This window comes from Streptomyces sp. NPDC058665 (genome assembly GCF_042714995.1).
Classification (GTDB): Bacteria; Actinomycetota; Actinomycetes; order Streptomycetales; family Streptomycetaceae; genus Streptomyces.
This window is the reverse complement of record NZ_JBHXRX010000030.1, coordinates 87,534-99,912: the sequence shown is the minus strand read 5'-3', so window position 1 is coordinate 99,912 and position 12,379 is coordinate 87,534. Positions and strand designations below refer to the sequence as shown.

Sequence of the window (12,379 nt, the reverse complement as noted above, 5' to 3'; positions counted from 1 at the left end):
GGATTAGGGAGCGGGGTCTGGTGCGTGCGATCGCAAGGCGGAGGAGGGAGACATGGCGGAGCCATGGCGACCGACGACAACGCGGCGAGCGCGCGCACCAGGGACCGCGAGCCCGGCAAGATCGACAAGACACCCCCTAAGTCCCCTGGGTGCGGGACGCATGGCACCACGCCTGCCACAGGGACGCCACGGCCCGCCTGTGACCCAGGCCTCAGTTGGCGAACTGGCGGTCCCTGACCGCCCGCCAGCGCTCCGCCAGGCGTTCGTACGCCTCGCCCGCCGCCTCGCCGTCGCCGGCCCGCAGCGCCGCGATCCCGGCCGCCACGTCCGCCGCCGACCGGTCGTCGGCGAGCTGCGGCCCGGTCAGGGCGTGCACCAGCCCGCCGTAGTCGAGCTCGACCAGCGAGCGGGGGTGGAATTCCTCCAGCCACCGTCCCACGTCTATGAGGCCCTCAATGAGCGGGCCCTCGTCGACCGACTCCCGCAGCGCCTTCAGCGCGCGGGCCAGCCTCCGCCGCGCCTGCACCATCGGGGTCCGGTAGCGCAGGGCCGGCGCCGTGGGGCCCGACTCCTCGTACGCCCGGTACTCGCGCTCGTCGTCCGCGAAGAGCGTGAACCAGCGCACCGGCACCTGCCAGACCGCCGTCCTGATCCACGGCCGGGCGTCCGGGTTGCGGTCGCGCCACTGCTCGAAGTCGGCCGCCGCCTGCTCGCGTACGACCGAGGGCAGCACGGCCTCCAGCAGCGGCTTCGGCAGGGTGTCGCCCAGCGACTCCAGGGCCAGCCAGCCGCGCAGCCGGGTGCGCCAGGGGCAGACGCACACCACGCCGTCCACCTCCGTCACGAACGCGTCGGCGCTCTCGTGCACCGGCACCGCGACGGGTGGCGTGGGCAGCAAGTCCGCCAGGGAGCGCCGGAGTTCGTCCTGTGCGGTCGGCGTACGCTCCCGGGCGGCGTAACGCGCCCAGTGGCTTCTCTCGGGCTCGGGGAAGGCGGCCAGAGGCTCGTACACGCGCAGGTAGGAGGCGTAAGGGACGAGGAGTGAAGACACCGCTGGCATGCGGCGAATCGTCCCATGCCCGTACCCCCCGGGAGGGTGATCCTCGGCACTGCGTCGGATCTACGTCGCGGTAGGACTTACCCTCATGCCCAAACAGTCCCTCCCCACCCACAGGAGGGCTTTCACCGCTTCGTACTTGGGAGTCACCACCGTGACCGATGTGACCGGAGCCCCTGTCGCGACAGTCGACGCACTGCACACCCTGTTCCACTCCGAGCTGGGTGGCCATGAACAGGTCGTCCTCTGTCAGGACCGCGCCAGCGGGCTCAAGGCAGTCATCGCTCTGCACTCCACCGCCCTGGGCCCCGCCCTGGGCGGCACTCGTTTCTACCCGTACGCCTCCGAGCAGGACGCCGTCGCCGACGCGCTGAACCTGTCGCGGGGGATGTCGTACAAGAACGCCATGGCCGGTCTGGACCACGGCGGTGGCAAGGCCGTGATCATCGGTGACTCCGAGCAGTTCGAGGGCAGTCAGCGCACGGAGCTGCTGCTGGCGTACGGACGGTTCGTGGCCTCCCTCGGCGGCCGTTACGTCACGGCGTGCGACGTCGGTACGTATGTCGCCGACATGGACGTCGTCGCCCGCGAGTGCCGCTGGACGACGGGCCGCTCGCCCGAGAACGGCGGCGCCGGCGACTCCTCCGTACTGACTGCGTTCGGTGTCTTCCAGGGGATGCGCGCGAGCGCCAGGCACCTGTGGGGCGACCCGTCGCTGCGTGGCCGGAAGGTGGGCATCGCGGGCGTCGGCAAGGTCGGACACCACCTGGTGGAGCATCTGCTCCAGGACGGCGCGTCCGTCGTGATCACGGACGTACGGGACGATTCGGTGCTCCGGATCACCGACCGGCACCCCGAGGTCACCGTCGCCGCCGACACCGACGCGCTGATCCGCGCGGAGGGTCTGGACGTCTACGCACCGTGCGCGCTCGGCGGCGCGCTGAACGACGACTCCGTGCCCGTACTGACCGCGAAGGTGGTGTGCGGGGCGGCCAACAACCAGCTCGCGCACCCGGGCGTCGAGAAGGATCTGGCCGACCGCGGCATCCTCTACGCGCCGGACTACGTGGTGAACGCCGGAGGCGTGATCCAGGTGGCCGACGAACTCCACGGATTCGACTTCGAGCGGTCCAAGGCGAAGGCCGCGAAGATCTTCGACACCACGCTTTCAATATTCGTACGTGCGAAGGACGACGGGATTCCGCCGGCCGCGGCGGCCGACCGGATCGCCGAGCAGCGCATCTCGGAGGCCCGCCTCCGCTGAGGTCCCCGGCGGGGCGGCCGGCCGGTGCGACGCCGTCGCGCGGCTCCGGGGGAGACGAGACTCACCCCGGTCGGCGGGTCGCCCCTCAAGAAGAGGTTAAAATCGCAGCTGACCAGCGAGGACACCCGTTCTCGCCGGTCCCGCGCCGAGGCGCGTCATGCGGGCGGCGTACCGTATGGCCGCGGAAGCAGGTACCGTTGAAGTCCTAAGGACGGGTCTCTCTGCGGAGAGCTCGTTCTGAAACATGAACGCGTGTCAAGACTCTGGGGCCGTGGAGCCCCGTCACCGAGGGGGTCGAGCCATGGGGCGCGGCCGGGCCAAGGCCAAGCAGACAAAGGTCGCCCGCCAGCTGAAGTACAACAGCGGCGGGACAGACCTGTCGCGTCTGGCCAATGAGCTGGGCGCATCGCCTTCGAGTCAACCGCCGAACGCTGAGCCGTTCGAGGATGACGACGAGGAAGATGACCCGTACGCACAGTACGCGGAGCTGTACAACGACGACGAAGAGGACGAGGAGTCCGGCCCGTCGTCACAGCGTCGCGGCGCTTGACGTACGTACACCTCAAAAAGAAATCACCCATGTGACCCGGTCCGGGCTCCCTGGACCGGGTTTCACCATGAGACCGGCGCCGCGTCGGCGCGCCCACTGAACTAGGCATAGTCCCCGGTCAGCGCCGCGCCCGTAGTCGCGCCGGTGCTCTGTCGGTCCACGATGCCGCCGGCCACCCAGGCGCCCACGCCCCGGTCGGCGAGCGTCGTGAGGGCGCTGTCCACCGACTCCTCGGGGACGACGGCGATCATGCCGACGCCCATGTTGAGCGTCTTCTCCAGCTCCGTACGCTCCACCTGACCCGCCGAGCCGATCAGGTCGAAGACCGCGCCCGGCGTCCAGGTCGAGCGGTCCACGGTCGCGTGCAGATGGTCCGGGACGACGCGCGCCAGGTTGTTGGCAAGGCCGCCGCCGGTGATGTGGCTGAAAGCGTGCACCTCGGTGGTCCTGGTCAGGGCCAGGCAGTCCAGCGAGTAGATCCTGGTGGGCTCCAGCAGCTCCGCGCCGAGCGTGCGGCCGAACTCCTCGACCTCGCGCTCCAGCGACCAGCCCAGCCGGTCGAACACCACGTGCCGGACGAGCGAGTACCCGTTGGAGTGAAGCCCGGAGGACTCCATGGCGATCACCACGTCACCCGTACGGATACGATCCGCGCCCAGCAGCCGGTCCGCCTCGACCACGCCCGTACCGGCGCCGGCGACGTCGAAGTCGTCCTCACCGAGGAGACCGGGGTGCTCGGCCGTCTCGCCACCGACGAGGGCGCAGCCGGCCAGCACACAGCCCTCGGCGATGCCCTTGACGATGGCGGCGACCCGCTCGGGGAAGACCTTGCCGACGCAGATGTAGTCGGTCATGAACAGCGGTTCGGCGCCGCACACCACCAGGTCGTCCACGACCATGCCCACGAGGTCGTGGCCGATCGTGTCGTAGACGCCCATCTTGCGGGCCAGATCGACCTTCGTACCGACGCCGTCGGTGGCCGAGGCGAGCAGCGGGCGCTCGTAGCGCTTGAGGGCGGAGGCGTCGAAGAGGCCGGCGAAGCCGCCGAGGCCGCCGACGGTCTCGGGGCGCTGGGTCTTCTTCACCCACTCCTTCATCAGCTGGACGGCGCGGTCGCCGGCCTCGATGTCGACGCCCGCGGCGGCGTAGGAGGCACCGGAGGATTCAGCTGGCATGGCGGGGAGCTTTCGTGTCATTGCTGCGGAGATACGGTTCGGGTCCGTGGGTCCGGGACGTGGCCGTGGGCCGCCGCGGCCGGGAGGAGGGTCGCGGCGGGCCTGTACGGGCACGTTCACGTTCACGGGCGCTCACGGCCGGTGTCAGGGCCGCCTGAGGGCGTCGGCGGCGTCGGCGCCGCCCGCCAGCTCGGTCTCCAGCAGCTGCTTGCCGAGGAGTTCGGGGTCGGGCAGGTCCATCGGGTACTCGCCGTCGAAGCAGGCGCGGCAGAGGTTCGGCTTGGCGATGGTGGTCGCCTCGATCATGCCGTCGATGGAGATGTACGAGAGGGAGTCGGCACCCAGTGACCTGCCGATCTCCTCGATGGACATGCCGTTGGCGATCAGCTCCGCGCGGGTGGCGAAGTCGATGCCGAAGAAGCAGGGCCACTTCACCGGCGGGGACGAGATCCGGATGTGGACCTCGGCGGCGCCCGCCTCGCGGAGCATCTTGACCAGGGCCCGCTGGGTGTTGCCGCGGACGATCGAGTCGTCGACGACCACCAGGCGCTTGCCCCTGATGACCTCTTTAAGAGGATTGAGCTTGAGGCGGATGCCGAGCTGGCGGATGGTCTGTGAGGGCTGGATGAACGTCCGGCCCACGTACGCGTTCTTCACCAGTCCCGAGCCGTACGGGATGCCGCTCGCCTCCGCGTACCCGATCGCGGCGGGGGTGCCTGACTCGGGAGTGGCTATGACGAGGTCGGCGTCGGCCGGCGCTTCCTTGGCGAGTTTGCGCCCCATCTCCACCCGGGAGAGGTAGACGTTCCGGCCGGCGATGTCGGTGTCCGGGCGGGCCAGATACACATACTCGAAGACACAGCCCTTGGGCTTCGCTTCAGCGAATCGGGAGCTGCGGAGACCGTTCTCGTCGATGGCGATCAGCTCGCCGGGCTCGATCTCCCTGACGTACGTGGCGCCGCAGATGTCGAGCGCGGCGCTCTCGGAGGCCACGACCCAGCCGCGTTCGAGCCGGCCGAGGACCAGCGGGCGGATGCCCTGGGGGTCGCGGGCCGCGTACAGGGTGTGCTCGTCCATGAAGACGAGCGAGAAGGCGCCCTTGACGTGCGGCAGGACCCGCGGTGCGGCCTGTTCGACGGTGAGGGACTTGCCGTCGTCGTCCGTCTGCCCGGCGAGGAGCGCCGTGATCAGGTCGGTGTCGTTGGTGGCCGCGACGCGGGTCGTGCGGCCGTTCTCCTTGGGGAGGTCGGCGACCAGTCCGGCGAGCTCCGCCGTATTGACCAGATTGCCGTTGTGACCGAGCGCGATCGAACCGTGCGCGGTGGCCCGGAACGTCGGCTGCGCGTTCTCCCACACCGAGGCTCCGGTGGTGGAGTAGCGGGCGTGGCCCACGGCGATATGCCCTTGGAGGGAGCCGAGGGAAGTTTCGTCGAAGACCTGTGAGACAAGGCCCATGTCTTTGAAGACAAGAATCTGGGAGCCGTTGCTCACTGCGATACCCGCGGATTCCTGTCCGCGGTGTTGCAGTGCATACAGTCCGAAGTAGGTGAGCTTGGCGACCTCTTCACCGGGGGCCCAGACTCCGAAGACGCCGCAAGCGTCCTGAGGGCCCTTCTCGCCGGGGAGGAGGTCGTGGCTGAGTCGTCCATCACCACGAGGCACGCCACCGAGTGTAGGCGAGATCGACCGCTGGTCCGAATGCGGTACGGAAGTGGGCCGGGAGACGGACCCCGCGGCGGGCCGGCGGCGTGTCGCCACCGGCCCGGCCGGGGAGGCCCCCCTTCACCAGGCGGAACCGCGCCTGTACTACTTCGCGGGGGTGCCGGCGGCGGCCCCGAAACCGCTGCCGTCGGCCGTCTTGAGGGTCAGCTCACGGTGGTGCACCTCATACGTCACCTGTCCGTCGAGCACCTTCAGGAGCTTGCGTTCCAGGGACATTCCCGGCTCCGGGCAGATCTTCCTGGTGGATTTGACCGGCCCGAAGGTGATCGTGGTGTCCGTGGTCTTCGCGGACGCCGAGAACGTGTTGCAGCCGAGGTCGCCGCTCACGGTGCCGTCCTTGGCGAAGGTGAGCGTCGCCTTCGCGGTCTCGCCCTTCTTGTCCTTGGGCAGCGAGCTGGCCGTTTCCCCGGCGAGAAGGCTGGTGACGGCCCACCCCGTGCCCACGAGCGGGGCCGGCTCCTCGGCGGACAGGGCGATGGAGTCGCCTCCGGCGCCGGTGAGGGTGAGCTTCTTGTCCTCGACCTTGGCCTTGAGCTTGCCGCCGAAGGCGTCGCCGAGTGCCTTCTCGAAGGCCGCCAGCTCGTCCGGGCAGGCGATCATCGTCGTGGACTTCTCACCGACAGTGAGGGTGTCGCCCTCGATGGTGACCTCTGCGCCGATGGAGTTGCAGCCGGTCCGTGCGCTGGCCTTGCCCTTGGAGTCGATCTCCACACTGGCGCCCTCGGGCACCGGGGCCTTCTTGCCGCCGACGTTCAGGCTCTCGATGTTCCAGCGCACATCGGTGAGGGGCAGATCGGTCCCCACCGAGCTCCCGGCCTCGGCCGCCCCGTCGGACTCTCTGCCGGACTCGGTGCCGCAGCCGGCGAGGGCGAGGAGGGCCAGGGTCGTGAGGGCGGTGACGGTGGTCACTGACTGTTTCCGCATACCGGTGGGACGAGACAGGCCCGGGTCCGGTTCCGTGCGGTTGCCGCGCGGGCCGGGCCCGGCCCGTTCAGCTCATGACCGGGAGCAGCCCGCCGAGGTCCGCGCGTTCCCCGCTGGCGCTGACCCGTGCCGCTGCCAGCGCGTCGGTCCATGCCGTACGTCCAGTGGCGAGCCGCAGCCAGGTGACCGGGTCCGTCTCGACGACGTTCGGCGGGGTGCCGCGGGTGTGCCGGGGCCCCTCCACGCACTGCACGACGGCGTACGGCGGGATCCGCACCTCCGTGGACGCTCCCGGCGCCTTGATCGCGAGCGCGTCGGCGAGCAGCCGGGTGCAGGCGGCGAGTGCCTGCCGGTCGAGGGGGACGGCGAGCCCGAGGGCGCGGTTCAGGTCGTCGGTGTGGACGACGAGCTCGACGGCACGGGTGACCAGGAAGTCCCCCAGCCTCATGGCACCGACCCGGACGGCGATCAGCCGCTCGGGCGGGGTGTCCTTCAGCAGGCCGGTGATCCGGCCCGCGGTGCGCTCGAACAGTTCGGCGGGCTCGGCGGAGGCCGCGTACACCTTGACGTCGTCCGAGATCGGGGCGGCCACCGCGGCGGTCGCGAACGCCCACTCGGGCAGTCCCAGCTCCACGGCGGGCGGCGCGGGCTGCTCCACCGCGCGGCTGACGCTCTCGACGCCCATGCACAGGTGTGCGGTCAGTTCGCGTACGGTCCAGTCGCCGAGGCCCGCGGGTTGGGCGAGCTGCTCGGGGGTGAGGGCGGCGACCGCTTCGCGCACGTGCGCGAACTGGGTGAGGACAGCGGTACGGGTCCTGTCGGAGTCGTAACCGCGTTGTTTGCGCTTCTTGGCCGGGGGCATAGCCGGGAGGCTAATCGAGCCGGTCGGCGGACGGGACTTCCGTCGTGGACGTCTCCCGCGGGGTCAGCGCCTCGGGCGGCGTGAACGACTCGCCGTTGGCCGGGACCCCCACGCCGCGCCAGGTGAAGGGGATGCCGCGCGCCGTGTCCAGATCGAGCCCGTCCATCAGCTGGAAGTGGACGTGGGCCTCCGTCGAGTTGCCGGTGTTGCCGCACGCCGCGATCCGCTGCCCCGCCCGCACCGTGTCCCCGGCCGCGACGGTCACCGAGCCCTGCTTCAGGTGCGCGTACAGGGCGTACGTGCCGTCACCGAGGTCAAGCACCACGTGGTTGCCGACGATCCACGACGGCCCCGCCGCTTCCCGTGCCGCTCCTTCGACCAGCATCATCCAGGCGAGCGCCGGGAGAGAGGTCCTGGTCAGATGGTCGCGGCGCCGGTCCAGCACCCGTACGACTGTCGCGTCGGCGACGGCCAGCACGGGGGCGCCGAAGGCCGGATAGCGGCCGTTCCCGCGCGCGAGCGGCCACAGCTTCGCGAACGGCGGGCGGGTGTCGGGCTCCGGCGCGGCCAGGATGTCGATGGCGTACGTCTGGCCGTAGCCGTGAATGCCATGGCTGGGCACCTTGTCCGCCGGGCTGTTGAGCGCGGTCCAGCGCCCGGACACCGGCGCCAGTGTCTCGACGGGCGCGCGGGCGGTCGGCCCCTTCAGCGCGGCCGACGTCAGCCGGCCCAGGACCACGAACACCACGATGGGCAGCACGGCGGGGACGCAGAGCAGCCACAGCGGTGGATACCGGTTCGCGAAGATCATGCCGAGGACCAGCACGAGGACGAACAGCCAGCAGGCGCGGGCCACGGTCATGGCCAGTTTCCGGACGGACATGGTGCGGGTCACCTCGGTTCTCCGGTGGGGGTGGTGAGTTCCTCGTCAGTTCCTGGCGGCGGACAGCATCACCAGCAGCGGTACGACCCGGGCGCCCGGCACCTCGTAACGCCCCCGCCCCGTCGTCTGGAGCCAGCCGGCCCCGGTCAGCTGGCGCAGGTGGTGGTAGATCTGGCCGGTGGTGCCTATGTCGTCGAGCGCGGCCAGTTCGGCCGCTGTACGCAGACCGCCGAGGATCTCGCGCAGCAGCCGCAGCCGTACGGCGTGCCCGAGCGCGGCGAAGCAGTCGGCGGCAACCGACCAGTCGGCGTCGAGCACCCCGTCGGTCAGCTCGGTGAACTGCCACTTGTAGTGCTCCTCGGTCGGCAGCCGTACCGAGCCCGTGTACGTCACGCCGCCGCCGGGCGCGTCCAGCTCCGCGAGCTGCTCCTCCAGGAGCTGGAGCGGCCGGAAGGTGTCGTCCTGCGTCGGCCCCGGCCGCTCCCCTCGCGGCGGCCTGGGCGACGCCTCCGGCTCCGCGCGCTCCAGCGCCGCGAGCCGGCGCTCCAGCTCGGCGACACGCTCCTCCAGTTCCATACCAAGAAGTTACGTAATTACGTAATCGAGCGCAACCCCTCCCGCGTACGGGCATGACAAAGCCCCCGCCCGGTTCCGTGAGAACCGGGCGGGGGCCAGGAGAGTCTTTCTCAGGCGAGCAGCGCCTCGATCGTCCCCTCGTGCGCCGTCCGCAGCTCGCTCAGCGGAATGCTGAACTCGCCCTGGACCTCGACCTCTTCGCCGTCCACGACACCGATCCGCGTCGCCGGCAGCCCGCGCGCCCCGCACATGTCGGTGAAGCGCGTCTCCTCGCTGCGCGGCACCGCGACGACCGCACGCCCGGCCGACTCGCTGAACAGGAACGTGAAGGCGTCGCCCGTGGCGGAGCCGCTGATCGACGACGAGTCCGGCACGACCAGCCGCGCGCCGTGGCCGCCCCGCAGGCACGACTCGGTGACGGCCTGGATCAGACCGCCGTCGCTCAGGTCGTGCGCCGCGTCGATCATGCCGTCGCGCGAGGCCGAGATCAGGATCTCGCCGAGCAGCTTCTCCCGGTCCAGGTCCACCTTCGGCGGCAGTCCGCCCAGATGGTCGTGGATCACCTGCGACCACGCCGACCCGCCGAACTCCTCGCGGGTCTCGCCCAGCAGATAGAGGAGCTGGCCCTCTTCCCCGAAGGCGATCGGCGTACGGCGCGTGACGTCGTCGATCACACCGAGCACGGCCACGACCGGCGTCGGGTGGATCGCCGTCTCACCGGTCTGGTTGTAGAGCGAGACGTTGCCGCCGGTGACCGGGGTGCCCAACTGGAGGCAGCCGTCCGCGAGTCCGCGCGTGGCCTCGGCGAACTGCCACATGACCGCCGGGTCCTCGGGCGAACCGAAGTTGAGGCAGTCCGAGATGGCGAGCGGCTTGGCGCCGGAGGCGGCCACGTTGCGGTACGCCTCCGCCAGCGCGAGCTGCGCGCCCGCGTACGGATCGAGCTTGGCGAACCGGCCGTTGCCGTCCGTCGCCATCGCCACACCGAGGTTGGTCGACTCGTCGATCCGGACCATGCCCGCGTCCTCGGGCTGCGCGAGCACCGTGTTGCCCTGGACGAAGCGGTCGTACTGGTCGGTGATCCACGCCTTCGACGCCTGGTTCGGCGACGCGACGAGCCGCAGCACCTGCTCCCGCAGCTCGGCCGAATTCGCCGGCCGGGCAAGCTTGTTGGCGTCGTCGGCCTGGAGCGCGTCCTGCCAGTCGGGACGGGCGTACGGACGGTGGTAGACCGGACCGTCGTGCGCGACCGAGCGCGGCGGCACGTCCACGATCTGCTCGCCGTGCCAGAAGATCTCCAGCCGGGTGCCCTCGGTGACCTCACCGATGACGGTGGCGATGACGTCCCACTTCTCGCAGATCTCCATGAACCGGTCGACCTTGTCGGGCTCGACGACCGCGCACATGCGTTCCTGCGACTCGCTCATGAGGATTTCCTCGGGCGAGAGGGACGAGTCACGCAGCGGCACGGTGTCCAACTCGACCCGCATACCGCCCGATCCGGCCGAGGCCAGCTCGCTCGTCGCACAGGAGAGCCCGGCGCCGCCGAGGTCCTGGATACCGGCGACCAGCTTCTCCGCGAAGAGCTCCAGGGTGCACTCGATGAGGAGCTTCTCCTGGAAGGGGTCGCCCACTTGGACCGCCGGGCGCTTGGCCGGTCCGGTCGACTCGAAGGTCTCGGAGGCCAGCACCGAGACGCCGCCGATGCCGTCGCCGCCGGTGCGGGCGCCGTACAGGATCACCTTGTTGCCGGTGCCCGACGCCTGCGCGAGATGGATGTCCTCGTGCCTCATCACGCCGATACAGCCCGCGTTGACCAGCGGATTGCCCTGGTAGCAGGGGTCGAAGACGACCTCGCCGCCGATGTTCGGCAGGCCCAGGCAGTTGCCGTAACCGCCGATGCCGGCGACGACCCCGGGCAGCACCCGCCGGGTGTCGGAGTGGTCGGCCGCGCCGAAGCGCAGCGGGTCCACGACGGCGACCGGGCGGGCGCCCATGGCGAGGATGTCGCGCACGATGCCGCCGACGCCGGTGGCCGCGCCCTGATAGGGCTCGATGTACGAGGGGTGGTTGTGCGACTCGACCTTGAAGGTGACCGCGTACCCCTGGCCGACGTCCACGACGCCCGCGTTCTCGCCGATGCCCACCAGCATCGCGTCACTGGCCGGGGCCTTGTCGCCGAACTGCTTGAGATGGACCTTGCTGCTCTTGTACGAGCAGTGCTCGGACCACATCACCGAGTACATGGCCAGCTCGGCGCCGGTCGGCCGACGGTCCAGGATCTCGCGGATCCGGGCGTACTCGTCCTCCTTGAGGCCGAGTTCCTTCCAGGGCTGGTCGACGTCGGGCGTCCCCGTCGCGTGCTTGACGGTGTCCAGGTTCTTGATCGTCATCAGGCGCTTACCAGCTTCTTCAGGATCGAGGTGAAGAACCCGAGCCCGTCGGTACGGCCCGTACCGATCAGCGGTTCCACGGCGTGCTCGGGGTGCGGCATCAGACCGACGACATTGCCCGCCGCGTTCGTGATGCCCGCGATGTCGCGGAGCGAGCCGTTCGGATTGCCGTCCAGATAGCGGAAGGCGACCCGGCCCTCGGCCTCCAGCTCGTCCAGGACCGGCTCGGCGGCCACGTACCGGCCGTCGATGTTCTTCAGCGGTACGGAGATCTCCTGGCCCGCCGTGTAGTCGGCGGTCCACGCGCTCTCCGCGTTCTCCACCCGCAGCCGCTGGTCACGGCAGATGAAGTGCAGATGGTTGTTGCGCAGCATGGCGCCCGGCAGCAGATGCGTTTCCGTGAGGATCTGGAAGCCGTTGCAGATCCCCAGGACCGGCATACCGCCCTTCGCCTGCTCGATGATCGTCGCCATCACCGGCGAGAAACGGGAAATGGCACCGGCCCGCAGATAGTCCCCGTAGCTGAATCCGCCCGCCAGGACAACGGCGTCCACCTGCTTGATGTCCTTGTCGCGGTGCCAGAGTGAGACAGGCTCGGCTCCGGCGATCCGCACCGCGCGAAGACTGTCGCGGTCGTCGAGAGTGCCGGGGAAAGTGACGACTCCGATACGAGTGGTCACGACTCCACCTTTACGACGAAGTCCTCGATGACGGTGTTGGCGAGGAACGTCTCGGCCATCTCATGGATGCGGGCGAGGGCGGCCTCGTCGACCGGGCCCTCCACCTCCAGCTCGAAACGCTTTCCCTGGCGGACGTCCGCGATCCCGTCGAAACCCAGCCGGGGCAGTGCGCGCTGCACTGCTTGTCCTTGCGGGTCGAGGATCTCCGGCTTGAGCATGACGTCGACTACGACGCGTGCCACTGGCACTCCCGGTGGTGTGGTGCGGCTGTGTGCAGCTGTCTGCTGCCGTGT

12 protein-coding genes are annotated in these 12,379 nt (G+C 70.0%); 2 read left to right on the top strand and 10 right to left on the bottom strand.

Features of this window, described 5'->3' with window-relative positions; all coding sequences use genetic code 11:
- Positions 1-211: 211 nt before the first annotated feature.
- Positions 212-1,060, bottom strand: a complete 849-nt coding sequence (locus ACFWV8_RS21125; protein WP_329385593.1) for a hypothetical protein — start codon at positions 1,058-1,060, stop codon at positions 212-214.
- 151 nt (positions 1,061-1,211) lie between these two features.
- On the opposite strand from ACFWV8_RS21125, the gene ACFWV8_RS21120 reads away from it, so the two are divergent.
- Together ACFWV8_RS21120 and ACFWV8_RS21115 are read left to right on the top strand one after the other, a co-directional pair.
- A complete protein-coding gene (locus ACFWV8_RS21120) occupies positions 1,212-2,321 on the top strand; it encodes a Leu/Phe/Val dehydrogenase (RefSeq protein WP_384204191.1) in 1,110 nt (369 codons plus the stop codon).
- A gap of 301 nt (positions 2,322-2,622) precedes the next feature.
- Positions 2,623-2,871: a DUF3073 domain-containing protein gene (locus tag ACFWV8_RS21115; protein ID WP_189111161.1), complete on the top strand. Its 249-nt coding sequence runs from the start codon at positions 2,623-2,625 to the stop codon at positions 2,869-2,871.
- 101 nt (positions 2,872-2,972) lie between these two features.
- On the opposite strand, the gene purM is transcribed toward ACFWV8_RS21115, so the two are convergent.
- From purM to purS, 9 genes are all read right to left on the bottom strand, one after another.
- On the bottom strand, positions 2,973-4,046 hold the full coding sequence (gene purM, locus ACFWV8_RS21110) for a phosphoribosylformylglycinamidine cyclo-ligase (protein ID WP_384204188.1): 1,074 nt from the start codon (positions 4,044-4,046) through the stop codon (positions 2,973-2,975).
- A 144-nt stretch (positions 4,047-4,190) separates the two neighbouring features.
- A complete protein-coding gene (gene purF / locus ACFWV8_RS21105) occupies positions 4,191-5,708 on the bottom strand; it encodes an amidophosphoribosyltransferase (protein ID WP_329385584.1) in 1,518 nt (505 codons plus the stop codon).
- Between the two features lie 144 nt (positions 5,709-5,852).
- Complete coding sequence (locus tag ACFWV8_RS21100) at positions 5,853-6,677, bottom strand: META domain-containing protein (RefSeq protein ID WP_384204185.1); 825 nt, start codon at positions 6,675-6,677, stop codon at positions 5,853-5,855.
- Positions 6,678-6,759: 82 nt separating this feature from the next.
- The gene (locus ACFWV8_RS21095; RefSeq protein WP_384204183.1) at positions 6,760-7,554 is read right to left on the bottom strand and encodes a sterol carrier family protein; all 795 of its coding nucleotides are present in this window, start codon (positions 7,552-7,554) and stop codon (positions 6,760-6,762) included.
- Between the two features lie 10 nt (positions 7,555-7,564).
- Positions 7,565-8,437, bottom strand: a complete 873-nt coding sequence (locus ACFWV8_RS21090) for a M23 family metallopeptidase (protein WP_384204181.1) — start codon at positions 8,435-8,437, stop codon at positions 7,565-7,567.
- A gap of 45 nt (positions 8,438-8,482) precedes the next feature.
- Positions 8,483-9,013, bottom strand: coding sequence for an ArsR/SmtB family transcription factor (locus ACFWV8_RS21085; RefSeq protein WP_384204178.1), 531 nt, complete (start codon positions 9,011-9,013; stop codon positions 8,483-8,485).
- Positions 9,014-9,123: 110 nt separating this feature from the next.
- Positions 9,124-11,406, bottom strand: a complete 2,283-nt coding sequence (purL, locus tag ACFWV8_RS21080) for a phosphoribosylformylglycinamidine synthase subunit PurL (protein WP_384204175.1) — start codon at positions 11,404-11,406, stop codon at positions 9,124-9,126.
- Complete coding sequence (gene purQ / locus ACFWV8_RS21075) at positions 11,406-12,086, bottom strand: phosphoribosylformylglycinamidine synthase subunit PurQ (RefSeq protein WP_384204173.1); 681 nt, start codon at positions 12,084-12,086, stop codon at positions 11,406-11,408. The genes purL and purQ overlap by 1 nt, the downstream gene beginning before the upstream one ends.
- Entirely contained in the window at positions 12,083-12,328 is a 246-nt protein-coding gene (gene purS, locus ACFWV8_RS21070) for a phosphoribosylformylglycinamidine synthase subunit PurS (RefSeq protein ID WP_078076409.1), read from the bottom strand. The genes purQ and purS overlap by 4 nt, the downstream gene beginning before the upstream one ends.
- Positions 12,329-12,379 lie beyond the last annotated feature (51 nt).

Excerpts from the sequence above, each read along its gene's own strand:
- ACFWV8_RS21115 (WP_189111161.1), top strand. The coding sequence starts at position 2,623 with ATGGGGCGCGGCCGGGCCAAGGCCAAGCAGACAAAGGTCGCCCGCCAG.
- purM (WP_384204188.1), bottom strand. The coding sequence starts at position 4,046 with ATGCCAGCTGAATCCTCCGGTGCCTCCTACGCCGCCGCGGGCGTCGAC.
- ACFWV8_RS21085 (WP_384204178.1), bottom strand. The coding sequence starts at position 9,013 with ATGGAACTGGAGGAGCGTGTCGCCGAGCTGGAGCGCCGGCTCGCGGCG.
- ACFWV8_RS21090 (WP_384204181.1), bottom strand. The coding sequence starts at position 8,437 with ATGTCCGTCCGGAAACTGGCCATGACCGTGGCCCGCGCCTGCTGGCTG.
- ACFWV8_RS21125 (WP_329385593.1), bottom strand. The coding sequence starts at position 1,060 with ATGCCAGCGGTGTCTTCACTCCTCGTCCCTTACGCCTCCTACCTGCGC.
- purL (WP_384204175.1), bottom strand. The coding sequence starts at position 11,406 with ATGACGATCAAGAACCTGGACACCGTCAAGCACGCGACGGGGACGCCC.
- ACFWV8_RS21095 (WP_384204183.1), bottom strand. The coding sequence starts at position 7,554 with ATGCCCCCGGCCAAGAAGCGCAAACAACGCGGTTACGACTCCGACAGG.